Annotated in this window: 23 protein-coding genes, 1 tRNA gene and 2 pseudogenes; 13 read left to right on the top strand and 13 right to left on the bottom strand. The window is 35.7% G+C overall.

The annotated features are described in order from the left end of the window. Positions 1-1,047: 1,047 nt before the first annotated feature. The 7 genes from GWI68_RS20340 to GWI68_RS20335 all read left to right on the top strand — a co-directional run bounded on the left by GWI68_RS20340 (position 1,048) and on the right by GWI68_RS20335 (position 4,587). The gene (locus GWI68_RS20340) at positions 1,048-1,185 is read left to right on the top strand and encodes an AHH domain-containing protein (RefSeq protein WP_243733351.1); all 138 of its coding nucleotides are present in this window, start codon (positions 1,048-1,050) and stop codon (positions 1,183-1,185) included. A 121-nt stretch (positions 1,186-1,306) separates the two neighbouring features. Beyond that, positions 1,307-1,852 carry a hypothetical protein gene (locus GWI68_RS11425; protein ID WP_166540336.1) on the top strand — a complete coding sequence of 182 codons (546 nt, stop codon included), beginning with the start codon at positions 1,307-1,309 and terminating at the stop codon, positions 1,850-1,852. Between the two features lie 41 nt (positions 1,853-1,893). Continuing rightward, the gene (locus GWI68_RS11420) at positions 1,894-2,139 is read left to right on the top strand and encodes a hypothetical protein (protein WP_166540335.1); all 246 of its coding nucleotides are present in this window, start codon (positions 1,894-1,896) and stop codon (positions 2,137-2,139) included. Beyond that, positions 2,136-2,402: a hypothetical protein gene (locus GWI68_RS11415; protein ID WP_166540334.1), complete on the top strand. Its 267-nt coding sequence runs from the start codon at positions 2,136-2,138 to the stop codon at positions 2,400-2,402. Before GWI68_RS11420 ends, GWI68_RS11415 begins: the two co-directional genes overlap by 4 nt. A gap of 14 nt (positions 2,403-2,416) precedes the next feature. Beyond that, the gene (locus tag GWI68_RS11410; RefSeq protein ID WP_166540333.1) at positions 2,417-2,596 is read left to right on the top strand and encodes a hypothetical protein; all 180 of its coding nucleotides are present in this window, start codon (positions 2,417-2,419) and stop codon (positions 2,594-2,596) included. After that, entirely contained in the window at positions 2,590-3,054 is a 465-nt protein-coding gene (locus GWI68_RS11405) for a DUF6396 domain-containing protein (protein WP_166540332.1), read from the top strand. The genes GWI68_RS11410 and GWI68_RS11405 overlap by 7 nt, the downstream gene beginning before the upstream one ends. A gap of 381 nt (positions 3,055-3,435) precedes the next feature. Further along, positions 3,436-4,587, top strand: coding sequence for a PAAR domain-containing protein (locus GWI68_RS20335; protein ID WP_243733349.1), 1,152 nt, complete (start codon positions 3,436-3,438; stop codon positions 4,585-4,587). A 637-nt stretch (positions 4,588-5,224) separates the two neighbouring features. On the opposite strand, the pseudogene GWI68_RS11395 reads toward GWI68_RS20335, so the two are convergent. From GWI68_RS11395 to GWI68_RS11345, 11 genes and pseudogenes are all read right to left on the bottom strand, one after another. Then, a pseudogene (locus tag GWI68_RS11395) lies at positions 5,225-5,958 on the bottom strand (integrase arm-type DNA-binding domain-containing protein). 350 nt (positions 5,959-6,308) lie between these two features. Beyond that, positions 6,309-7,658 carry an antiviral reverse transcriptase Drt2 gene (drt2, locus tag GWI68_RS11390; RefSeq protein WP_243733348.1) on the bottom strand — a complete coding sequence of 450 codons (1,350 nt, stop codon included), beginning with the start codon at positions 7,656-7,658 and terminating at the stop codon, positions 6,309-6,311. Between the two features lie 397 nt (positions 7,659-8,055). After that, positions 8,056-8,508, bottom strand: coding sequence for an IrmA family protein (locus tag GWI68_RS11385; RefSeq protein WP_166540331.1), 453 nt, complete (start codon positions 8,506-8,508; stop codon positions 8,056-8,058). A gap of 64 nt (positions 8,509-8,572) precedes the next feature. Further along, positions 8,573-9,061, bottom strand: coding sequence for a hypothetical protein (locus GWI68_RS11380; RefSeq protein WP_166540330.1), 489 nt, complete (start codon positions 9,059-9,061; stop codon positions 8,573-8,575). A gap of 162 nt (positions 9,062-9,223) precedes the next feature. Beyond that, positions 9,224-9,685: a hypothetical protein gene (locus tag GWI68_RS11375; protein WP_166540329.1), complete on the bottom strand. Its 462-nt coding sequence runs from the start codon at positions 9,683-9,685 to the stop codon at positions 9,224-9,226. Positions 9,686-9,689: 4 nt separating this feature from the next. Continuing rightward, entirely contained in the window at positions 9,690-9,866 is a 177-nt protein-coding gene (locus GWI68_RS11370; protein WP_166540328.1) for a hypothetical protein, read from the bottom strand. Next, the gene (locus GWI68_RS11365) at positions 9,863-10,570 is read right to left on the bottom strand and encodes a WYL domain-containing protein (protein WP_166540327.1); all 708 of its coding nucleotides are present in this window, start codon (positions 10,568-10,570) and stop codon (positions 9,863-9,865) included. Before GWI68_RS11365 ends, GWI68_RS11370 begins: the two co-directional genes overlap by 4 nt. Positions 10,571-10,781: 211 nt before the next feature. Continuing rightward, positions 10,782-11,618, bottom strand: coding sequence for a DUF932 domain-containing protein (locus GWI68_RS11360; protein ID WP_166540326.1), 837 nt, complete (start codon positions 11,616-11,618; stop codon positions 10,782-10,784). Between the two features lie 13 nt (positions 11,619-11,631). After that, positions 11,632-12,057: an antirestriction protein gene (locus GWI68_RS11355; protein ID WP_166540372.1), complete on the bottom strand. Its 426-nt coding sequence runs from the start codon at positions 12,055-12,057 to the stop codon at positions 11,632-11,634. 91 nt (positions 12,058-12,148) lie between these two features. Continuing rightward, on the bottom strand, positions 12,149-13,012 hold the full coding sequence (locus GWI68_RS11350; protein ID WP_166540325.1) for a GTPase: 864 nt from the start codon (positions 13,010-13,012) through the stop codon (positions 12,149-12,151). A 52-nt stretch (positions 13,013-13,064) separates the two neighbouring features. Then, a complete protein-coding gene (locus GWI68_RS11345) occupies positions 13,065-13,832 on the bottom strand; it encodes a hypothetical protein (RefSeq protein ID WP_166540324.1) in 768 nt (255 codons plus the stop codon). 489 nt (positions 13,833-14,321) lie between these two features. Between GWI68_RS11345 and GWI68_RS11340 the strand changes: the two genes are divergently transcribed. The 5 genes from GWI68_RS11340 (at position 14,322) to GWI68_RS11320 (ending at position 20,822) form a co-directional block, all read left to right on the top strand. Beyond that, complete coding sequence (locus GWI68_RS11340) at positions 14,322-14,909, top strand: inovirus Gp2 family protein (RefSeq protein ID WP_166540323.1); 588 nt, start codon at positions 14,322-14,324, stop codon at positions 14,907-14,909. Between the two features lie 105 nt (positions 14,910-15,014). Beyond that, the gene (locus GWI68_RS11335) at positions 15,015-15,224 is read left to right on the top strand and encodes an AlpA family phage regulatory protein (protein WP_166540322.1); all 210 of its coding nucleotides are present in this window, start codon (positions 15,015-15,017) and stop codon (positions 15,222-15,224) included. Positions 15,225-15,731: 507 nt separating this feature from the next. Further along, positions 15,732-16,844: a DNA cytosine methyltransferase gene (locus tag GWI68_RS11330; RefSeq protein WP_166540321.1), complete on the top strand. Its 1,113-nt coding sequence runs from the start codon at positions 15,732-15,734 to the stop codon at positions 16,842-16,844. Beyond that, positions 16,841-18,190 carry an N-6 DNA methylase gene (locus GWI68_RS11325; RefSeq protein WP_166540320.1) on the top strand — a complete coding sequence of 450 codons (1,350 nt, stop codon included), beginning with the start codon at positions 16,841-16,843 and terminating at the stop codon, positions 18,188-18,190. Before GWI68_RS11330 ends, GWI68_RS11325 begins: the two co-directional genes overlap by 4 nt. Positions 18,191-18,194: 4 nt before the next feature. After that, positions 18,195-20,822 (top strand): BpuSI family type II restriction endonuclease, encoded by a 2,628-nt coding sequence (locus GWI68_RS11320; RefSeq protein ID WP_166540319.1) that lies wholly within the window; start codon positions 18,195-18,197, stop codon positions 20,820-20,822. Positions 20,823-20,935: 113 nt separating this feature from the next. Here the strand turns inward: GWI68_RS11320 and GWI68_RS11315 are convergent. Together GWI68_RS11315 and GWI68_RS11310 are read right to left on the bottom strand one after the other, a co-directional pair. Next, positions 20,936-22,201: pseudogene (locus GWI68_RS11315) on the bottom strand (integrase arm-type DNA-binding domain-containing protein). 197 nt (positions 22,202-22,398) lie between these two features. After that, positions 22,399-22,483, bottom strand: a tRNA-Leu gene (locus GWI68_RS11310). 1,957 nt (positions 22,484-24,440) lie between these two features. Between GWI68_RS11310 and ampH the strand changes: the two genes are divergently transcribed. Then, complete coding sequence (gene ampH, locus GWI68_RS11305) at positions 24,441-25,673, top strand: D-alanyl-D-alanine-carboxypeptidase/endopeptidase AmpH (protein ID WP_166540318.1); 1,233 nt, start codon at positions 24,441-24,443, stop codon at positions 25,671-25,673. The last annotated feature ends 47 nt before the right edge of the window (positions 25,674-25,720 follow it).

The raw sequence follows: 25,720 nt of genomic DNA, 5'->3' as shown, positions 1-25,720 counted from the left end.
CTTTATTCATCTATCTAAAATAGAACACCGACATAATTGTATGGTTATATTTTTACGTATGATTAAATTAAGTATAATTACCTAACCATTTGCAATCTCTTTTTTTCAGATAACAGAATGTTAATTGTTAAAAAAAGGTAGCAAAAACACATCTTATTCACAATTAACATTGATATACATAACTCAATTTAATATATTGAACCTCACTTAAATCAATCTATTTTTATTAAATGAAGTTCATTATCTTGATGTTATAAAAATAAACACCAAAAATAGAATATCTGATAAATACTTATTTTTAGAATAAGAACGTAATTGTTTTTTATACTTTGCATAAATAATATGATCTATATTTCCTTCATAACCATTTATTATCTTAATTCGATATGTATTAAACAATAATAGAAAAAAAGTAAATTTATTCTCTCTGATAAGCTTTTCATAATCACAGGTGGGTTTGTACTATTCACTAACTGAGTAGTGTGAATTGGCTAGCTATATTATAAGTAGAGTTATAATCAATTAAGCTTCACTGTGTTGTATTGCGCACAATAGCTGTCACGCATTGTTATAATTGTGTCACAATATCAAAACTTCCTGTCGTATCTATACCTTTAATGGATCTAGGATAATGTAAGTTTTCAGTTCAGCCCACTTCCGTTGCCCTAAAGACTTTTAAGGGCTCGACAGCTATCTCCTTCTGACCACTTTTTATTAGTCGCGAGGCCATCACAGAGAAGCTTGTCGAATGTATTAAATTCTTTTTCTGTTCTTCTTTAGCTTGATACAGTGAGTGATCTGTTTTAATAAAGCAGATCACTTTAATAATGGAATCTAATCCAATTATTTAGGTGCTAAATGAAAAAACAAACAAACAATATTTATACCACTGAGTTTAAGCAAGAGGCGGTCATATTAGTCACCGAGCAAGGTTATACCGAAGGAATTGGTAAATCATCCTGCTTTGATAAAAATTGAATATGGTATTGATGTTGCTGCCAACGGCATATTCTTGACTTGAGGAAAGCTGACAATGGTGTTAGTGCAATGGCAAGGCACCAAGGCAACCATCACGGATACACAGATGCGATTAGAAATGCTTTAGATAGAATAGATCTTAAACCATCTAAAGAAGTTATATCGCAACAAGTAGCTAACATACAAGATATAGCTAAAAAGGCATAATGGATGGGAATATAATTAGATCTAAAGATATGTATAACACAAAAATATTTGGTAAGGATGTTAGCCAAATAGGAAGGCAAAGAGTGTTTGATTGTTGGAGTAAAATATTAGGGTGATATCAATGCATGAAACAATAGATTTTTATATGGAGCCAATGCTTTTTTTAAAAAGCTCTAATTTTCTTTCTGGATCTTCTGATAAATTAGAAGGATATGAAATTATAGAAGATAAAGAAAATGCTATAAAACTCCTTTTTGATCAAAATGTTTCAAGTCCATATGCAATTTGGAGCGATTTTTTTTCTGATCTCATATCTGAATTTTACCTTCATGAAGATTATAAAAAGGCAGATAAAAATATTCTTGGCAGAACAAAGCTGTCAACTGAAGACTATGTAAAGGAAAATATTAGGAAAAGAAAATTATATCTCATGAGAAAGGAGCAAGGATTAGCTGATAATATCGAATATGATTCATTTTTAGAAGAAGTTAGTGATGAGTGTCATCATATGCTAAGTATGGCTAGTATTTATCGATATTTATTTTCTTTTAATGAGAGTTCTAAATTAGAAGAAATATTCTCCATATTTAAAAAAGGTTTTATGCCATGTGGTGTTACTAAGGATAAAAAAATAGTCGTTTTTAATCCAATGGTATTAAAACAATAGTTGGTATAGAAGCAATATCGACTGCCCGCAATTATATTTATATGGAAAATCAATATTTCCGTTATTCACCTCTTGTAACAACATTAACAGAGGCGGTAAAAAAGAGAAAAGCAGAAGGATATCATTTACCCCTGTATTTATTTGTGATGACAAATACCACGGCACTTGAAGAAATGAAAGTGGGGAGTTTTACGACTTACGATATGCTAAAAGAATTAAAGTACCCTGATTTGTCTCCTAATTTTTTTAAGAAAGACAAATTATCTGAAGATAAAAAAATGAAATGATAGAAAAAAAAATACCGGACTTAAATACGATTATTTGTACGTTAGTGTCGACTAATCCAGATATAACTCAAAAATCTCTTTGGCAACCGACTTATGTTCATAGCAAAGTATTAATGGTGGATGATGTTTTTCTGCCATTAGATCCGCAAGCAGACAATTGGTTTAAACAGGCGGTGCAATTAAGCGAACAGGATAATCCCAATTTTAATCAAATAGCGCAGCTTTTCGCCAAGCCGCTGAAAAAGACCATTACAAAGCGATAGGTAATTTGCAAGTTATGATAACTGAAGGGGATATTGATCCTTCCGTTGGTAAATATCGAACGGATGAAGTTATCGAGTTAGTCGAGCGCTTAATTCAAATGAATATTCCTTTTGATTATTACATTATGGAGACTTATTTAGAAAGAGGATATGGTGTAGAGCAGGATAAAGGAGCCGCATTTAGTATATGTTAAAAGCTGCCGTGATGGAGGATCCCGAAGGACAATATGTAATAGGGCAAAATTTTATAAATATTCGAGTGCCTGAATTATATCGCCTAGATTTAGGGCGTGCGATGTTGGATCGTGCATCTCGTCAAGGTTTTAGTAAAGCCTCTTTTCGTTTAGCGATGAACTATTTGGTTGTTGATGAAAATTACTCGCAAGCTTTATTTTATTATCAAGAGACAGTTAAACAAGGAGATTCTCAAAGTGCTTATAATTTATCAGGAGCATTTAAAACGAGTGATCCTAATAATAGCTTGGATTATTTAGGACAGAAAATCGACTTAGAACGGTCTCGTCGTTATGCTTTGATTAATGACGAAAGAGATGAATACCCCAACGCCAAATTTTCCGATATTGATAAAATTGTCCCTCTTCCTCCTGCTGAACTGCCCGAATGGGATGGTACTTTTGAATATCAAAAATAGACTCAAAATCAATAATAGGGTTTAGGCTAAATATAAAAAAGACGCTCTTAGCGTCTAATTTTTGGTGCGGAGGCCAGGCTCGATCTTAACATTCAATGCATTTTTTTATTTAATATAAATTTATAAATAATTTTTTGTATACTTAAATTTATACTCAGTAGTTTGGGGTTTGAAAACTAGATTAATTAACACCATCCCCCCTCTTACATAAGCTGTTGCCATAATAGCATCTTTATCATTTTCATTGGATATTATTAATAACGTCAATACTCTACTCTTATCTATTGTAACCCTTAGTAATTGTTAAAAATAACTTGTCAATACCTTAACGCTGGTCAACAATAATATTTAACTTAAGTTCAATTACGTTTATGGACAGATATGGCTATAGGATATTTTTTACGAGTTGGCGATAAAACAACCTGTGGCGGTCAGATTTTAACGGGTGATGATACCTTTCAATTTTATGGAAGGTCTGCTGCACGTCAAGGAGACATAGTAACCTGTGGCAAACACTCGGGAACATACAACATACTGGGTGGTGTTAGCAACGTATGGGGTAATGGTAGAATGATGGCTGGAACACTGGATAGCTTTAGCTCCTGTCCGTGTAAAGCAAGACTGATAAACTCCATCACTGATTGCTACAGTAAAGAAGATGAGCCGATGTCTCGCGCATATAATCTTGTAGTACAAGATAAACCTATAGCTCCGCACCAACACTTTAATAGTTCGCAATCTACATATAATGAGTATGCTATAGGAGTGTGTGATAGAGCTGATGAGCAGCTATCGGATGGAGTCTACGTTTGGACTGAAAGAGTAGAGGCAGGACACTCTTATATTTCAATTCACAAAGATAACCATATTCACGTTTTTACTTATGGTCGATTTGGGCGTACAGGTACTGCTGGCGTCGCTGGCGATGGTATTCTTATATATTTACAAGGTGAGGATGCTAGAAATTATTTTAGGCATGAGCTGTACAAAATGAATGCTCGTGTTTTTTCAATCAACGATGCAGATGTTGAAAAAACATATCAACATTTCTATTCATTATGGATAAATGGCACAAAACCAACATGGCTACCCCAAAATGCGGGGGAAGCGACAAAAAACTACGGTCATGTAATCGACGTCTATGACTTAAGTTCAAGCAATTGTACAACCCATACAGTCCATGGATTGAAGGCTGGGGGATCAAAAATATTCAATAGCAGTTATACCCCAACTAGAACCCAATATCCCATAGAAAGAGAAGAGTCTTTTGTTATCCCTTTATCGCTAGAAGATTACCTGGATAGTAAAAAACACGATTTTTCTTCACTGACTATTATTGAAATGACAGGTGTGTTTAAAGAAAAATATCCTAATATTAATAGCGGAAAACCCACTGAGAAAGGAGTTAAGCAATCTGGCTATGAAGCAGGAACCCAAAGCTTATCAACCGTAGGCTCGTCCGGTATTTCATCTGAGGGATCCGGAGGTATTTTTGGTAGCACTTTTGATGCAGAGACCCCTGATGAAAGCTAAAAGTATAGTAAAGTGGGCCTTAACGGTATTTATTATAATTACGAATTATTTAATTCTTTTTTTATTAAAGATGGGATATGCGGTTACTAAAAAATACCAACTTGATCAACCTTGGTCAGACCAACTAACGCCCCAAGGACTACAAGAAATTGCAGATATGTTAACTCAATCAAATGAATTGATTTCTACTTTTGCAATGCTGAGCTTTCCCACTAGTCTATTGCTAATAGTCATTATTCATAAGGTCTTAAAGTAGCATTTAAGTGCAACATATCACGCTACAGTATCCTGTTTTAGCCAAAGGTAAATACTATATAACGAATATTAGTATTTTTAATACCGTGAGCTAATCGGTAGAAATAAAAGGTAATATAAGTAAAGGGTTATAGCTCTGTTACCTCAGTCGTGTAATCAGGGCTTCGCTCAATATCTAACAACCACCAGCTTTTAGAAGTGTACACCGATGAACACTGGCGCACACTTATAGTTAAACTGTTCAAAATTAAATTTATTAACAATATCAAATAGTTGATTGCTATATTTATATAAAAATGAACAGTACAAACAGTTATATATAAAAGTATTTAAAACCTAATTACCTAAAACAGTAAATAACTACATTTAGGTGGTGGGGATGTTATTCCCTGCCTGTGGATTGGGCGTAGTCGTAAGGCGAGATAAATCTTTGCCTATTGGCATCTAGATTAATCAGCCCACCATTGCAACATAAGCCGGCGCTCATCTAAATGATGTGATGTGTGCAAATAAGCCACTTTAACGTTATTTCTTTCCAAATGGCTAAGCTGTCTCTCGATAACGTCATCTGCCCAAAGCCCAGCTCCCCCCATAGCGCATAATAGCTGTCACACGTTGTTGTAAACGTGCCACAACCTTAAGACGTCCAGACATCTCTACGGCTTTAATCGGTTCTAGGAGATCGCGAGTTTTTAGTTCAGCAATATTACGCTTACCAATAGCAACAAAGATATTGTCCTCAAGGCTTTTGAGGACTCGATAACTATGCCCTTCTGACCATCGCTGATTAGTTGCATGCCAATCGCGAGCAACCTTCTCGAATGTATTAAATTCTTTTTGTTGTTCTTCTTTCACTTCTTTACGTTTTTCACTAGGATCTACTCCGTTAGCGACAAGTTTTCTTGCCTCATCTCGTTTTTCACGGGCATTCGCTAGGGAGACATCAGGGTATACACCAAATGCTAGCATCTTTTCTTTACCGCCAAAGCGATAACGAAAGCGCCAATATTTAGAACCATTGGGGTGAACTAGAAGAAATAATTCTTTACCATCTATCAGCTTATATGCTTTATCTTCAGGTTTTGCAGAACGGATCTTAGTATCAGAAAGTGCCATTTTAACTATCTTCGCAGCCGAATAGCGGGTACAAAACTTTATCGAATCGGTATATACCCGCAAATGTACCCACATCATTAACTTGATGTCGGTTGAGTTGAGTATACGTTGGTAGAGTTAAAATGAGGGAAAAGCCTTGTAGAACTGGGATTTTAGATACAAAAAAGACGTCTTTTGACGTCCATTGATGTTCTTATGGTGCGAAGGCCGGACTCGCACATAATACTTAACCTCATGATCTAAATTAAAATATTAAAGTATAAATTTATTTATACCAACATATGTACCAACAAATGAAATTCTGTTCAATTTACTTTAAGCTATTCATTCAAGATAAGACACTAATGTTATCATTTATCAATTTCATCTTTAAGACGTGCCCATAATGGCTTTAACTGCTTTTTTATACTCTTCGAGTTCATTATTGTTGCAGCCCTATAACCATAGGATAAAAAATTACGCTTTCCTCTATAAGAATAAAGCCGATGTAGCTTACGCTTATATAGTATAGTTTGTTCTAATTCGCCATTTTTTGCTCTTATTTTATTTTTTCTATTCATAGTGCTTTTAGCTAATTTCACACCACCTTTCATTTTTTCTGAATATCTGGCAAGTGCAGCAGACCTTAAATAAATAGAATTTCCATCAAATAAAAAACCTAAGTATTGAAGTGGTTTAATCTTTCCATCTTCATATGAGCAGAGTTTTCCATTTTGATATTTGAAATCACGGATTTCTGTTTTTTCATTATTAATTTTAACAACCAAAGATCCTATTTCTTTAATTGCATACATTTCAACATTATTTCGTTCAGAGCTTGGAACAATAAATAACATATCATCGCAGTAGCGAAAATATATACCATTAATAGAATCAACATAATTTTTCATTTTTTCATCAAATGAAAGCATATAGATATTTGAAAGCAAAGCACTAATTGGAGATCCTTGTGGTATACCTGCTTTACCATTCGGATTTGATTGAATAAAACCTTTCTTTCTTACTATTGTTCTAAAATCTTGAGATGAGCATACTCGACATCTTCCATTAGCTTTTGGTGTATATGGAGATATACTGAACTCCTGAAATAATAATCCTCTATCTACTTTTGCGAACTTGGTTAATGATTTAAATACATTATAATGATCATTAGGAAGGAACTTTTCTTCTAATAAATTACACCATTCTTGTTTAAGAATTTCATGATCTAAGGTATCAAAGAATTTTGAGAAGTCTAACGCAACAGCAGTGCATTCACCTTTAGATCTAATATAATTAAATGCATCATTAGAAAAATGGATATTACTTTTTCCATCAAGTTTTCTAAAAGCAAGTATCGATTTATCTAACCCTTTTTTAACTAACTTTTCTTCATATAATTCAGATAACTTTTCTGAATAATATGCATAAATATGGCTATCAATGTGGGATGAATAAGCAACTTCTCGTTGCTTCGGTTTTCTATACAAACATCCGGTAGCTAAATCTCTATCCAATTTATTAAGACTAAATTCGTATGATATAAAAGGGAAAAAAGCATGTGATGCTACAATTTTTTTGTTAGTTACTATGCTGCTAGCTTTTTTAGCACTAATTGCTTCATCAAAATGAAGATAATTTCTTTTTTTGTACCATGATGGTAGTTCTGATTTTTTCATCATAACTCTAGCAAAACCCAAGAGAAGTGGATATGCGGCCATTCCGTAGTTTTCTCTTGGGCTTTAACTAACTGGCCTAACCAATCATCTGGCTCTTAAAGAGCACTCACCGCGTACTATTAGAAATGATTTATAATATAATCTGCGAGGAGAATTATATGATTATGATAACCTTATTAATCTTACGCTTCATGACGATGTGCGTGTTCTTCCGACGGAAGAACAAATACATTGACAATCTGTTATAAACCTTTATGACTACACATAAAGCCCTGTAATGATACGTTCAGACAGAATAAAGTGCAATATCATAACAAGACCATAAATTATAATGATTTCAAAAAGTAAAAGGATTCCATATTTAATAGTATACACTACTATTAAATATGGATTTTTCTTTATAAATTGGTATTTTAGTAGGCTATTTTACGATAAATTACTACTTACTTTTATGTACCGACATCTTCGCCAACTCAGGATTATTGGCCTCAAAGATGGATAACGGTAATTCGACCTTACGCCCGTTCTGATCTTCTACCGCTTTAACCACTTCAAACTCAGCAACAACCTCACACGGAATTTCCAATCCTGCAAAGGCGGCACGCGTTGCGCTAGAATCGCCAAAAGGTTCCACTTCCAGTACCGTATCCCCTAATACTTTTCCTTGCCCATCTTTCATTCGCAGCGTTAGCTCAAGCGCACCAAACTCCGCGTGGTCTAGAACCATATGGTTACCCCCATTATCAAGAGTAAATGAGTAACCACAGTAACCTTGGTTAATAAAGTTTGAGCTCGTATGTGTGATGCTCGCATAACGCTGTTGTTCTTCAGCCAAGCTAAATGTACTGACTGCCAATAAACTCATCGCAAATAGGCTTTTTATCTTATTCATTACGTTACCTTTTGTTATCTTGTATCGTCTTCGCTACCGCAAGCAACGGTAGCGAGAATGTCATTTATTGTTGGTTGGTTTGCAATCCACCTTTAGTACGGTCTTTTTCTTTCCAGCGCGGTCGATTCTTGCCTGAGAACTCTTTTTGCATACTCCAATACCCAATGGGGTAACGAGCTACAATCGTCCCGCCAACACCAATATCGACCGAGGAGTACTGGCCATTATTAATGGTTCCTTTTTGGACGTAGGCATTAGGGCTACAAGTGCCCGTATCGCGTTGTTGCCAGTTTCCGTCAGTTCTTGCCACGATATAAAAATCACCAAATGCGCAACCTGACGCGGATTTATGATTTAGTACAGCAACATAATGCTTGGTTGAGCCCACAATCCTACAGGTACTGTTTTGGCTTCCACACACTTGCCATAAGGTTTTACCGCCATCACCTTTATATTCCCAAATGGTATTTTTAGGAGGCTGGCTGGTGGCAGAGACGGGGGATGTCATCAACCACAGTGAGGCCAATACAGTTACAACTACATATTTTTTCATTATAAATTCCTATCAACATAAATAGAAACGTCAGATTGACGCTTGATGAACACCGTCTAATGGGTGCTTGGTTTTCCCTGATATGGCGTATTCGATGGTTATCGGGTGAATGGTGAATAAGGTATCCACAACAAAAATTGCTGATCATGTTTAATGTTATGGCTAGCGGTTTAATCGCACTGAAACCCAGTGACGAATTCGTCGGTGAAGATAAAAGGCAATACTAGTGGCGATAAGCAAATCAACCAGCAATATCGTGGTGGCGATACCTTCAGTAAAACCGTATAGCCAAACGGATGACATGATAATCAGTAGGCTATAGAGAGCTAATCCGATGATGATAGAAGAGATAATGGCAACTAACTTGGGGTTGAAATGGATTTTATAATCAATCTCCTTAAAGGCACTTAAAACCCACAAGCCTAATTGCGCCAAGAGTTGTGGGATAACCAAAGCCAAGAGATATAAAACGAAGTACATCAATGTGATCCCATACGGGTTCATGATGAGAGCGATAAGCTGGAAGTGTGTTAACAATACGCCAGTAATCCAAAGGCATAACAAAATACTGATAACGATAGCGATCCGTTCTAAACCCAGTTGTAAGTGTGAAACAGTGTTCATATTTTTAAGCTTCCTTATGTGATAATGAATTCACGGTGTAAGGGTAATTTTGAATAGGCATGATCCATTCGTGACCGCAATCGCGGCACATCCAGCCCGTGCCCCATGCAATGATGTCTTGCTCAGAAGAACAGTGAGGGCAATGTGTGGGATGCGATGCTGGTGGCGCTAGTAACGTCATGGTCGGCTCCTTTCTTTGTGTGATGGAAGAGAGGTAAGTACTTGTGATATCAATCGAAAATGCGGTAGTGCCGCGATAAAACTGTTTTGTTGTGACAGTTGCATCACTGCATATTTCGGTGTAAAGGAGGTATTAAGTGATTGAACTTGCTGGATATCCTCTAACAACAAGACATGTACTTGCTGGTGGTATTCCGCCAATAAGTACCACTGACCTTCACGGTAAATCAGTTGATAAGGTTGTAGTGGATTAAAACGACGCTCAGGCGTAAGTAGGCTAATAGATTGCTTACTGGTAATGGCATACACCAATTGATAGAAATGGTCGGCATGTAAAGCAGAAATCTTATGGGCGTGATGCCAAATCAAACAAGGTGCATGAGGCTGCTGAGTTAACAGCAATCCCAGTAAGCGACTGTCTAGCCCCGGGAACAACCGAGTCATTCCAATCTGTTTTACAAAGGTCAGAACATCTTTGTCTCGGTAAGCTTTTAGCGTATTGATGGGTAAACGATAACAACCTTGCCGACCTTCTACCCCCAGATAAGCCAAGCGTTCACGTAAATCCCGTTGTAACGTGCGTTCAGAAACGTTGAACTCTTGAGCTAAACACGAGAGCACAAGGCTTTCTCCTGCCATTAAGCGGGCAATCAGCGCAGAGAGTCGCACAGCCATGCGGTCATATTTTCGGTTAATCTGAAACATAACGTATTGCTCTCAATAACAGACGTTAGGAAATTAAGAAGTGAGGGAGTTTAACTTAGTGAATTGACAGGTTATGTCTGTTGGGAAAAATTCTCATTGGGCTTTTTAGTGAAAAATGACTATATCTAATTATTTGATAAATAACGTTATGCTTTTTATTTAAACGATAAGAAAGCAACGCGTAACGACATAACCTGTCAGGGTGGGAAAATTAGTTGGGCTGGCGAGGGGCGAGTTGGTTAAATAATGTATCCGCCATCACCCACAGGGCTTTATTGAGTTTGATATCGCCATCAATCCCATTCACTGAACGAGTGCGAGCGCGTTTGCCTTTTGCAGTGCGGCCTGATAATCCCCCTTTAATCAGGTTTTCTTGTAACCGTTGGTACACCGTCCAAAGGTCTTCTTTCTTATCTTCAAAGCGTCGAGGCTGTAGAACTTGCTCTCGTGTAACGGGCTGGAACTCTTCACCAAAGCGGTAGGTCAAAGCCGCTTCAGCAAAGGCGTGTTGGGCGGTTGGCGGTAACAATAACGACTGCATGCTTTCGCGCTTTTCAGCCACTTGCTCAAAGGTATCGAGTACCTCATACGCCCCTTCAATTACTTTGCCCACCACATCCCCTTTATGGGGCACACGTACTTCCCCTAATACATCGCCACACACCAAACCGTTCGCACACACAGCTCTGAATAATCCCGGCAACATTTGATAACTGCTTGAACCATCGTGGCTATTGAGCAAAATAATTTCAGGAACTTGTACGCCCGTGATCTGGTCATGGCGACGCAGCCGTAACATATGCTTAGTGTGCTCTCGACGGCTAACATCACGTACCCGGGTCTGGCAGGCAAAGAATGGATAGAAGCCTTCTTTTTGCAGGCTATCAAGTAAGGTAATGGTCGGAATGTAAGTGTACCGTTCACTGCGCGAATTGTGTTTTTCTTCAGAAAACACACTGGGCACCGTGCGAAATAATTCTTCAATGGTGAGTGGACGGTCACGACGAATATTGTTAACAGAGCCAAAACGCGAAGCTAATAAACTCATGATAGGCTCCTGATTAATCAATTAAATGGAAAATGGCAGCGGATTCGGGATGTTGTGACGCGTGGTCACGTAGCTGATAAAAGCGGTCACACATCACTTCGCTTTCTGTTTGGAATGACCAGATGCTGTACAGGATAAGGCATACTGCAATGCCTGCGGCTTCTTGGCTCACTGTGGCCTCATTGCCGTTGTGCATGTTGAATAGGGTTAAAGTGTCTGCGTTTATATCGGGGTAGATAAAGGCACCGCCATTGTTGAGCGTGCCATATTCCCAGTAACCGCCATGATATTCATCGCAGAATTGGCCCATCGTGGTGAAGATCACTACTTCAAAGGTGTCCCAGCCTTTCACTGCACCAAAATGGTTGAACCAAAAATCAAGGCGTTGTTCACCAGGGACTAATTCCATTGTGATAGTAGATTCAGTTGTATTACTCATAAGTTGATACTCCAATAAAAAGAAATAAAAAAGCGCCAATCCCGTTAAGGACTGGCGCTTGATGTCATCAATGTTGTGTTAATTTAAGAAGTTAAAAGAAAAAACTCCACAGGGATTTAGCGACGGAGACGATGCTGTTTTTGACTGTACTGACCGTATGTTTTATCAATGAGGGTAATGGAATGATATCGATTATGGTATCGACGATATCACTGACACATTGCCCAAAATCGTTACGTGCAGAGTTTTCCACGGATTGCGTCCGGTAAGTGCTGTTCAGTTGCCTAGCGACCCCGCTACTGGCTTGCGCCGGTAACGCCTGTATTAATTGCTCAGCTAACTCAGTGAGTTGATAGTTTTCGACAGCAGAAACCGCCATCACCGGATGATGCGGTTTAAAGGCTGCTATCACGGCTTGTTGCTTCAATTCTAAGTTAGCCACTTGTTCAAGGGATGGCTGGTGGTTGTGTTCATCCCACTGGCGACAGGGCTCTATTTTGTCAGCTTGGTTTAATACGAATAGAAAGCGGTTTGGATGATAATCACATTGCTCCGTAAGAAAGCGATAACACTGTTCATCTGAAGACCATGCGCGGTCATCCGCTTTGAGTACCCAGATGATTAAATCCAGTTCGGGTAATAAGTTACGATAGAGCTGGTGGTACTCTCTATCTCGATCAAGACTTTCCCCTACGCCGGGTAAATCAATAAAGGTGAGTGTGTGGTTGTTCATCGTCATACTGAAGCGTTGGGCTTGTCGCGTACAACCTGAAACATCATTCACAGGTGATAGTGATGATTGGAAGAGTGCATTGATCAGATTGGATTTTCCAGCTCCTGTTTTACCCATCAGGCCGATGATGGGAGAGTAGTTGATGAGTTTATTCAAATGGGATAAAAACACATTCTTAGCCCCTTTAGGGAGGAAAAGAAAATGATTTTCGAGTTTATTCATCGTTGCAACCTTAATATATGTTAAGTTCGCATAGATGATATATATTTGAAATTTATTTCATTTTTTCATATTCATCAATAATGAAGCTGTTTAGCCACTCTGAGGCTGAGACACCATAACTAAGTGCTAGTTCTGTCAGTTTCGCTCTTGCTTCCACAGAAAATATAATTTCATCCGATGAAATTTTTGGTTTACCTGAACCTTTTAATTGATTGGTTTTCCTATGCTTTCGTTCATTTCTAGCTTGAAGTAATTTTTTATAGCGCTTATCTTTTTCATCTTGAGGTGATTGCCATAAATAAAAACCAGTCACAATGTAAAGATAAAGCTCTTCATTATCCTGATATTCAGTTTTAGTCAATGCTTTACTTTTGACCAGATAGTTATAGACCCACTTACACATTTTTATATCAGATGGTTTTAACCAATCAAAGTACTTGTAATGACAGGTTTCCTTAATTAAGTCATTTCTTAAGTAGTCAAGCATACTATATATATCAGTAACATAATCTGTGTATTGAAAAGCATTAAGCCTAGCTACAACAAAGTTAATATATTCAATAGATTCTACATATCGCCCTTCATGACTCTTCGGTACAAAAATAAATTTCTTATCAAAAAAACCGTTCGTTACTGTTTTTATAACACTACTAAAATCGTCCTTAACTGTGAGGTCTTGCAAATAATAACGTGTTTTATACAGATAAAAACTAGCGTATCTACTGTTACTCAATACATGCCATATTAGGTAACAAAAAACTTTATTCTTCCTCATGTAACCATAAATTTCTTTCTCTAAATATGAATAATTTATTGTCATGGAAACCTCATTTTTATATCGATTAAAACATGATTATTGCTTAATTTTAAAATTATAAAAAACTATTTAAACTACCAATAAATAACTAATTAAAACACATTTTATTCATGATTTAATCGTGATATTCATATCCTGTCATTCCTTACTTTTAAGGGGTTACGAATAGATTATTAGGCTTATACGAATACAATAGTGCTGTATTTATTGATAAGCATACTAAAAAAATAATTCTAATGTTGTGAAAGTGACGCTGTTATTCATTTCGCGTTAGAAAATTAATATCAGAGTACTTCTTGATGAGATGAATCATCTGAGCCTCTGACTAGCAGGACTTCTGTGTGTAAAAACGGTGCTGGTATAGTTATATATTTAATAGAGTAAGAATGGCATTTTATAGGTCTAAAGATCACTCAAGCAATCTTGACTAACTTATCTATTTTTTACATCCATCGAACTAGATATGACTTAAAAAACCTTAAGGAATAAATCATGTCTAGTTATACCTACAATGAGGACTATCTTCGTAAGATAGATCGTGTTATCCGCAAATCACTCCTCACTTATAATCGTGTTACAGCTATTCGCGTCGATTTACGCTTCCCATCATCGACAACTCATTACCATGAGGATTCAACAGTCATAACTCGTTTCATTGAATCCCTAAAAGCCAAAATAGATGCTGACCTAAAACGCAAAAATAAAGTTTGGGATCGTAATTATTTATGCCCCTTATCTTATGTTTGGGTCAGAGAGTTTGGTGAGATCAGTTGCCGGAAACATTATCACTTATTGCTACTAGTCAATAAGGACGTCTATTGGAGCTTAGGTGATTATACTAGAACGGAAGGAACGCTTCATTCGTTACTGCAACAAGCATGGTGTAGTGCTATTGGTCTGAACTATCCTGCGGAGCGTTATTTAGTTCATATCCCAGACAATGCAGTTACTTGGCTAGATAACAATAATGCCAACAATGAAAGTACGATATTTGAATTAAACCAGCGCTGTCGTTACTTAGCAAAAGAGCATACGAAATATTATGGTGATGGTGAGCGTTCTTTTGGATGCAGCCGTTAATCTACTAATAAAAAACATGAGGGGGATATCTTTTGGAAGAGAGATATCCCTAAGCATTCATCGATATCCCTTCTGCCTTTTAACTTTAAAGACAGGAGTTCAATAATGAGCACTCAAGCGATTCCTTTATTAGATGACCAATTCGTTGATATGAAATTTATAACCCGTTTAACTGGGCTAACTGACAAATGGTTTTATAAATTGATCCAAGATGGTGAGTTTTCTAAACCAATAAAACTGGGGCGTAGCTCTCGCTGGTTAAAGAGCGAAGTTGAGCTATGGCTACAAGCACGTATTGCCGAATCTAGAGCTTAATCCACCACACCGTCCCATCATTCCGTACCAATAGCATTAACTTTTAAATCACTCCGGAAATTCAACAATGAAAAAGCATCATACCCGCCATGAGTCATTACTATAACATTACCAACACTAGCTGGATGGCTTTACTAAACTCGCGGTTTGTCAGGGAATATGTCATTCCTCACTTTGGTATTCCCTTACTATTTTACTCAAAACCTCGACTGACGCTTAATTTTACAATTTTCTTACATTTCATAAGGTGCTTTACCAGTATGAGTTGAGTGGAGAAAATGATAGTAGAGGAAAAGCTTAGATGTACATACCATAGTTTAGTTGAGCAAAAAATATAGAACTATAACTTTCACCAAAGCCAAAATAAGGAATAACCTGCAAGCGAAACAAGCTTATGCTTATATATGGCGTTACAATAAATCAACTTAGAACGTTAAAATGATGTGTTTAACCAAATGACTTTTTACGTTAAAATACTGGGTTTATATCAGTATTAGGATTAACATGATGGAAAAATTAAATCCTCAAGTAGCAGGGTTATTTGTAGGCTGTGGTGGACTCGATTTTGGGTTTAAAAATGCTGGTTTTAACCTTATTTGGGCTAATGAATTATCATCTGATGCTGCTCGATCTTATTCTGAGCTAGTTGGTCATCCCGTTATAGTTGGAGACATATGGGAACATTTACAAACTATACCTAATGCTGAAATACTAATAGGAGGCCCTCCTTGCCAAGCATTTTCTTTAGTTGGTAAAAGACTAGAGGATGATCCTCGTGCAAAATTAGTTTTTGCTTTTGCCCAAGCTGTTGAAAACGTTAAGCCTGAAGTGTTTGTTATGGAAAATGTACCAGGCTTGATGGCCTCTTCAATAAATGGTATTAAACTACATGAGGTTTTATCGGCTAGGTTTAGAGCACTAGGATATAATGTTGAAATTTTAAAATTAATTGCGACAGATTTTTTCGTACCACAAAAAAGAAAACGTGTATTTATGATTGGGCATCGCTTTCAAAATAAAACATTTAAACTCATTACATCAAAAGATTTTGCTCAACACTTAGGTCAGCCAGACTTAATAAAACCGATATGCGTTAGTGATGCTCTGGGTGATTTACCTTCACCGCTACCAAAAGGCAGTAAAGAAAAAATAGAATATGCAACTCCCCCGATTACATCTTATGCTAAATTAATGAGACAAAGCAATGGTGGAACCGTTTCTCATCAAGTAATGCCAACAATGTCCGTTTTAGACCGAGAGTTTGTTAAACATATCCCAGCTGGTGGTAATTACATGGATATTCCTGATGAAATATCAACAAAGCGTATTATGTCATTTAAAGCTAGTGGCGGTAGAACAACTACCTATGGCCGGCTTCACCCCGATTTTCCTGCTTATACAATAAATACATATTTTAACCGCCCAAATGTAGGGGCAAATTATCACTACAATGAAGAACGCCTCATTACAGTCAGAGAAGCATTGCGATTGCAATCTTTTCCAGATAATTTTTCGCCATACTATACCAATCAAAGAAGTTTACATACACAGGTTGGTAACGCAGTACCCCCTCTTATGGCACAAGCTATAGCATATTCAATAAAACAACTTTTTTTATGAAATTAAATTTAGAACTAGATGAATCATTGGGTCAAGTCTGGACACCAGATGAAATTGCTTATGAAATGGTCAGAGATGCATTTAGTTTAATTCCAAATGCTAAAAAAATTCTTGATCCATCCTGCGGACCTGCGACCTTTTCAAAGGCAATTAGTAGACTTAAACATCAGGAAATTGAACTAACATGCTATGATGTTGATCCACGAATGCAATCTATTACAAAAGAAATCAACCATAGTCTGAATATTAATAGTAAAACCTATAATCAAGATTATTTATTAGATTTTTCATTAGAAAATAATTTTGATTTAGTAATAATGAACCCGCCATATATCAGACAGGAAAGAATAAAATCAGAAGTTAAAACTAAATATAATGAATACTTAAATTCTAAATTTGGTGTAGTTATTGATAAAAAGTCAAATTTATTTGCCCTATTTCTTTTAAAAGGTATACTTGATTTAGCATCTGGAGGGGTTTTATGTGCTATCGTTTTTGATGCGGTGAAAAATTCAGGTTATGGTAAAAAAACATTATCATTATTAAGACAACATGCTGAATTAATTTCAAGTAAATCAGTAAAAACACCTTTCGAAAATGTTATAATTGATGCTCAAATTTTATTCTATAGAAAAAGAGAGCAACAATCTTTAGCAATAGAAAAGTATGAAAATCAAGCCCCTAGTGATAGTAAATTAAAAACTCTAGAGCAGCTACTTGTTACTCGTAGAGGAACGTCATTACCTAAAAGAGCACCTTTTTTTGCTGAGCAAGCAGATCCATTTTTTAGTTTTTCCTCACCATTTTTTATTAAGCAATCTCGATTAGATGGATTGGTAATAAAACCAGATCATCGCATATATTTATCAACTTCTGCGCTAGAAAGAAACGTCGATTTTCAAATCTGGATGAAGAAAAGACTGGAAAAATATAATATTAATGAACGTAAAAAATTAATCAAGCCAGTTATTGGAAAAATTGCATTCAATTACTATATCCGAAATGCGCCAAGGCACTTGTGGAATGCTCAGAATATAGCTTTATCTGATAATTTTTATGTATCTGAGCCTAAAAATAACTTTCCACCTGAAGCGGCTTGGCTATTATTAAATAGTGAGCAATACTTAAATAGATTGATTTCTGCTTCAAGAAACCAAGGTATGGGATTGCTTAAATTACAATTGTATGAATATAAAAATGTTTTATTACCAAATTGGAACTTACTTAATAATATCAATATAATAAAAATTTCTAATGAGGCGAATCAATTAATCCAAAATAATGCAACATACGAAGTAATAAAAAATACAGCGACAAGTTTAGTCAAAAAATTAATGGATATATAGCACTATGATACCTAAACTCCCCTCATATTCAGATCAAGAAAATTCAGTTTTTCATCCTGCATTTGAATATGCTTTAAATGAAGCATTGAAGATTAGACAGGCTAAACATATAGAAATTAGAAAACAATATCAATCACCTACTGGTCCTATAGATATTATTCTTTTTAATACTCAAACACAAAAAGTCATTCTGCCCATTGAGATTAAAAGGACTCAATCAAATGTACGAGGTGGAGGAAGACGCCAGGCACGTGATTATTGGCAAAATTTAGGAACAAAGTGTGAAACTCCATTTTATTGCGTTTCAAATCTTGAACTGCTTGAATTATTTAGATATGACGAGTCAAGACCCAAAACATCAGCACAGCAAATTAAATTAGAAAATCCTATAAACGGAAGTTTAGCCTCCTCATTAGAAGAGGAAAAATTTTATTCAAAGCTAATCAATAGCATAAGTGAAATATTGGATATTGTTCTTGATAAAAAAGAATATATCTATATTACCGGATTACCTGAATTACAAAATAATCTTGAAATAGCTGTAAATGATTATCATCAATGGCATAAAATACTTATCCCTGCCTGTTTTGAATATATTCGAGGCGCAGCTACTAAAATTGAAAACTTAAACAAATACAAATTAAAACCAGCAAAATTTTATTCAAAAAATCCTCATCGATTAATTGATATTGGAAAAAAAATAGATTTTGAACATATATTTAAAGACCCAGCCCCAGAAGCAAATAATAGCATCATTTTTTCAAAAATAATATTAACTGAAGCCTATCATGCAGGTAAAGAATTAGGGGCTGGTGATGAAATAGCTGAACTAATTAATGAAATTCTTACCGATTATATACCGAAAAAACAAGGTATTGTAGAAACTGACACTGAATTAGCAAGGCTTTTGTCTATAATTGCTAAAGTAACACTAGGAAGAGAACTTAAAGAAGATGAGACAATTATTGATCCTGCAAGTGGAAGTGGCCGTTTATTAACCGCACTATACCAAACTTCATTTACTAATATTTCACCAAAACAAATTAAGGCAATAGAGAAAGAACCTTTATTTTCTGAATCTCTAAGCCTCAGACTGGGGTTAGTCTTTGGTGCAAACATATCTCAATTAAACTCTCCTAGTGTTATTATCCAAGGTATAGAAGAAGTTGAAAAGTCTTTTTTCGATAATGTGAAAATTGTTGTCATGAACCCTCCATTTATATCTGGAGTTCAATCAATAAAAACAAAAAAAATCTTTTCAAATCGAATTCATAAAATAAGCGGAGAAAAATCAAAATTAAATATTGGCCAAGTAGCTTTAGAAATTCTATTTCTTGAATTAGTTTGTAATTTAGTTCCTGATGGAACCATTATTTCTTTGATTTATCCATCTAATCATTTATATCGCTCCTCCAAAGAAATGACTGCTTTTCGAAATTATTTATTAGACCAGTTTGGGTTAAGTTATATTGTAACATACCCAAGAAAAGGTTTATTCTCTAGTGTAATAAAGGGAACTGTTATCCTTTCTGGAATTAAAGGAAAGAAAATTGAAGATATAAAACTTATTGAAGTATTAAATACAGTAAATGATATTCAATTTGACAAATTTTATAATTCTATTTCCGTTAATCCTATACTTTCAAAAAAAACTAGAAAATCTTCAATTTCTGAAGATATAAGCTTAAAAATAGTTTCAAGAAGTGATTTAAAAATTTCTAGTGATGTGGGATGGCAAGAAATTATGGGAACTGGTTCTGGATTAAAAGCCAAAGATTTCATAAATAGACACATAAATAAAGAGCAAAACTCCAACTTATTTATAATAAAAAGAGGAAATTTTGGAAATAGTGGAAATAACCCATTAACAGTTATCTCTAAAGATCATCAAAAATACCAATATCCTACTGTACTATCAAAAATTCCACTAGATTGGTTTATTTCTTTATTAAATAATACTGATAACATGCCTCGTGTTGTAACAAAAAATTCATCTACTCATGATTCTTTTATTCCGACAGATAAAGCATATATCCCAAACACGCAAGAATCAGATTTACTTGATCTTATTATTACAGAATATCTACATAATTTTTCACATGCCCAAGGAGCTCAGAAAAAAGCACTCCCTAATAAAGATCATATAATTAATAGCCTAAAAAATAATGGAAGGATAAAATATTCTAATTTAATTTTATTACCTAGAGCTTCACGAGTGAAAGGACAAGTTGCAATTGTCGAAAATGATCCGATACTTATTTCAACAAATGTCCTATTAATTGAATCTAAAAACATCAATCACGCAAAACTTATGGGATCATGGCTTCTATCTGTTTTCGGCCAATTGCAGTTGGAATTATATGGAATATCTCAAGAAGGAATGAGAAAACTTGAAGTTAATACACTAAATAAAATAAAGTTTCCTAATTTTGAACAAATTGAAGATAGCAAAGCAAAAGAATTAATTACATTGTTTTATTCTGAAGATAGTATAGATTTTAGAAATATACAGCAAAGACAACTTGATAGAGCATGGTCAGAGGTTCTTTCTCCAGACAAAGCAATAGCTTTAACAAATGAAGTTTTTGATATTTTTCAAGAGCTTGTAGATAATCGTATTGGTCTTGGATAAAAAGAAAAATAACTCAAAGGCCAATATAATAAATATTATATTGTTCATGGGTAGTGCAATAATATATATGCACTACCCTTAAACTCATATACCGATTAAATCATAGCCTCATATTAATTTTTTATTATAGAGAGCCCATTAAACCCAAACGCCCCCACATGCCCGCCCCTATTCGCATCCAAATAATCTGCCCACCACTGCACCATCAGCCGCCTTTCCTCAATATGTTCTGCCTTATGAATATAAGCAGCTCTTACTGAGTTGCGTTCTTGGTGGCTCATCTGCCTTTCTACCGCATCCTTCGACCATAGGGCTGACTCAATCAACGAGCTACATGCCATCGTTCTGAAACCATGCCCACATACTTCTGTCTTAGTATCATAGCCCATCACACGTAAGGCGTTGTTTACCGTATTTTCACTCATGGGTTTTCTAGGATTATGATCGCCGATAAAGATCAGTTCGTGATTACCACTAAATTGATAGATCTGTTTTAAGATCTCAATGGCTTGCTTGCTTAAAGGAACTAAATGGGTAGTACGCATTTTTGATCCGCGATGTGAGTGCTTAACCCCTTCTATCGCTTCGCGTTCAGCGGGGATCGTCCACATGGCATTTTCAAAATCGATTTCATCCCAACGAGCGAAACGTAATTCACTGGAACGAATAAAGACTAATAAGGTGAGTTTGACCGCAAGTTTAGTTAAAGGTCTTCCCTTATAATCATCGATGCGTTGTAAGAACTCAGGTAGGCGTTTAAGTTCTAAAGCTGCTCTATGGATTCGTTTACCTGTCGCCACTGCACCTGCCATATCTTGTGCTGGGTTATAGTCAATTAAACCACTTTGTACCGCATAGCGCATAATGGCAGTCACACGTTGTTGTAGACGTGCCGCCACCTAAAGATATCCAGACATCTCTACGGCTTTAATCGGTTCTAGGAGATCGCGAGTTTTTAATTCAGCAATATTGCGTTTACCAATAGCGGCAAAGATATTGTCCTCAAGGCTTTTGAGAACTCGATGGCTATGGCCTTCTGACCACTTCTTATTCGTCGCATGCCAATCACGTGCAACCTTCTCGAATGTATTAAATTCCTTTTGTTGCTCTTCTTTTACTTCTTTGCGTTTTTCGCTTGGATCTACTCCGTTAGCGACAAGTTTTCTTGCTTCATCTCGTTTTTCACGGGCATTCGCTAGGGAGACATCAGGGTATACGCCAAATGCTAGCATCTTTTCTTTACCGCCAAAGCGATAACGAAAGCGCCAATATTTAGAACCATTGGGGTGAACTAGAAGAAATAATCCTTTACCATCTGTCAGCTTATACGCTTTATCTTCAGGTTTTGCAGAACGGATCTTAGTATCGGAAAGTGCCATTTTAACTATCCTCGCAGCCGAATTGCGGGTACAAAACTTTATCGAATCGATATATACCCGCAAATGTACCCACATCATTAACTTGATATCGGTTGAGTTGAGTATACGTTGGTAGAGTTAAAACGCGAGGAAAGCCTTATAGAACTGGGATTTCAGATACAAAAAAAGACGTCTGTTGACGTCCATTGATGTTCTTATGGTGCCGAAGGCCGGACTCGAACCGGCACACCCGAAGGCGGTTGATTTTGAATCAACTGCGTCTACCAATTTCGCCACTCCGGCACTGAAGTGTGTCTGGAAAACCCGCTCATTATACTTGCATGGTGAACCCTCGCAACAATTATTGTTAGTTTTCAGCTTGATTGGCGAAAAAAAGTGCATTTATGTTGTTGCATTACCATTAAAGTACAATTGTTATGTTGTTCAAAAACCACTGTTGTATAGGTTTAAGCCGCATTATATCAATCATCAAAATTCTTGAGGCAATTTTACCTAGTTTTTATTTATTTCTATTCTTTTTATATATTTCATCTTTTATTTTATTCTCATTTATTTAAGAAAGAATTAATAGTAAATATATTTACTCTCTATAGTAATATCTTTTTTCCATTAAAATAATTTTTAATTATTTTTATCTGACACAATCGATATATCATATTTTATATAACGGAAAATAAAAAAAGGATCAAAACTTGGGTTAGTGTTTTGATCCAACAGTACTGCTAATAGAGGGCTTAATTTTATTTTAATGACTATGAGTTATTTTTATAGCGTCATTGCCCTTTTCTTCCCTGGTGTGAGGAAGAAGGTAGTTATATTTTAATACGATAAATAAACTTCTTTATCGGTACTGCATTTTATTGATATAAAGGTACTTATTATTAAATTAACAAACTTACTTTTAAAACAAAGGTGTACATAATTACTATAACGAAAGTTCTACTATCTAATATAAAGGTACTTCTTTACTACTATAACGAAGGTACAGCTATCTAACATCAAGGTATTTACAACTAAATTAACAAACTTACTTTTAAAACAAAGGCATACATAACTACTATAACGAAAGTTCTACTATCTAATATAAAGGTACTTCTTTACTACTATAACGAAGGTACAGCTATCTAACATCAAGGTATTTACAACTAAATTAACAAACTTACTTTTAAAACAAAGGCATACATAACTACTATAACGAAAGTTCTACTATCTAATATAAAGGTACTTCTTTACTACTATAACGAAGGTACAGCTATCTAATATAAAGGTATTTACAACTAAATTAACAAACTTACTTTTAAAACAAAGGTGTACATAATTACTATAACGAAAGTTCTACTATCTAATATAAAGGTACTTCTTTACTACTATAACGAAGGTACAGCTATCTAATATCAAGGTATTTACAACTAAATTAACAAACTTACTTTTAAAACAAAGGTATTACTATTTAATATAATGGTGTTGAAAAATCACTACTAATATATAACTTATTTATTATTTAAGAGGCTATTTTATAATATGCCTTCTTATTACTTCGTTCTATTATTGCTGTGTTATCTTTGCTCTGTAACGCTTATATTCTCAGTCTCTCGACTTGATGAAACTATAATAAGTTTAATTTTATGTTCCCACAATCACTAAATTATTACAAAATATGACACACTCTTATATTGTCTTTATAAAACACTATTAATACCATCTAAAAATGATACATGTCGAGTTAAAACACCAATAAAATCAACCCATGAAAAATATAACACCATTCATTAACATTTTCTTGATATACACATTTTAACTTAATAATAAAGAAAAACTAATAATAGAGTAAAAATGTACGATAAACGAAGGAGATTGTAACTTAACGGTAATACTTATCTCATTTTTAGATAAGAAATAGCAGGGAATTATCTTTTTATGATGCAGTTTTTCTTCACTATCTTTATATCAGAGACAATTTGACACATTTAATGCCAACTTTCTGATAACTGGCACTTGCACTGATAGACATTCTTATTTCTGATAATATAATCAAAATTTGGTTTAAATCGGATTAGAAGGCGGTGTTATGGGCATTGTTGGCTGGATTATAACGGGTATATTTGTTGGTATTATCTTGGGTGCCGTATTAAAAATGATAAAGAAAAAATAGCGCGATAAGAAAGGCACCAATTTAAAACATAAGCCACTTATGTTGATCGCACTCCTTTCACCTCACTGACTTCTGTTGAAAGTAAAAATGAAAAAACATTTTCTAAAATATCTTATGATCCCAGTCGCTTTGCTGACATTGAATGCCTGTAGCCAGCATTCATCACTACCACCAGCAACGCAACCTTCTATGTTAAATCAGCAGAATAATAATGTACCTGAACTTACACAATGGCCTACAGCATTAAGCCCTAATGTGAGTAATGCGCGGGTGTTGTTTGATAAATATGCTTCTCAGATCTATCAAAAGAGTAACCCTCAAGGCATGGTTATTGTCATGATCAATAATTCTCAAACCTTGAATCATGCTTTTGGGACAACAACGCCTGAAAGTCGCAATGCACCATCAATGAATTCGCTTATTCGTATTGCTTCAATAACAAAGTTAATGACCAGTGAAGTCATGCTTAAACTACAAGATGATGGGAAATTATTAGTTACTGATCCATTACAGAAATACAATTACTATGGTGTTGATATCCCATTAGTGAGTGCTCAATCACCTATCCGCCTTTATCATTTAGCCAGTCATACCAGTGGTTTTCCACGAGAACAACCTGGTGGAAAATGGGGAAGACCTGTTTTTATTTGGCCAACTCATGGCGACCGTTGGAACTGGTTAAAAAAAGCAACATTAACATCACCTGCCGGTAATCAAGCTGCGTATTCAAATTTAGCGTATGACTTATTAGCAGATGCCTTAGTGAAAGCATCCGGTAAAAGTTATCCGCAACTCCTAAAACAATATGTTACTCAACCTGCAGGAATGACCAATACCACATTGACGCCAACATCTGCACAATGCCAACGATTATTAGTCGGATATAAACCAAGTCCATGTTCTGACACAATAGCAGCAGCAGGAAGTGGTGGTGTGTACTCAACACCTGCAGATATGCAACGTTGGATGCAAGGCTTTTTGACCTCTCATAATGCCATGCGAAAAGCAACGGCAAGTAAAGAGCAGTCTGTCTATTTTCCTCGTAATCGGCTCTCTTCAATAGAGGGAATGGATGTTGCAGGTCGTGCCGATGGTGTCGGTTTAGGTTGGGTTTATATGGCTCCAGCCAATGGAATTCCGGCTATCTACCAAAAAACTGGCGGTGGCGGTGGATTTAATACCTATATGGCAACAATACCTGAATTAAATATTGGTGTATTTGTTGTGATCACTCGTAAACCAAATGGCACTAAGTTTAGTGAAGTGACCCAAGGCACTAATGCTCTTGTTCGCGCACTAGCAAAAGATTTTTATCAGTGATCACATCCCCCGATAGAAACAAAAAGCGCCTTGTTAGGCGCTTTTTG

Origin of the sequence: Proteus sp. G2669 (assembly GCF_009915245.1) — a bacterium.
Taxonomy (GTDB): domain Bacteria; phylum Pseudomonadota; class Gammaproteobacteria; order Enterobacterales; family Enterobacteriaceae; genus Proteus.
The sequence above is the reverse complement of the archived record's forward strand: the minus strand, read 5'-3'. Positions and strand labels throughout refer to the sequence as shown.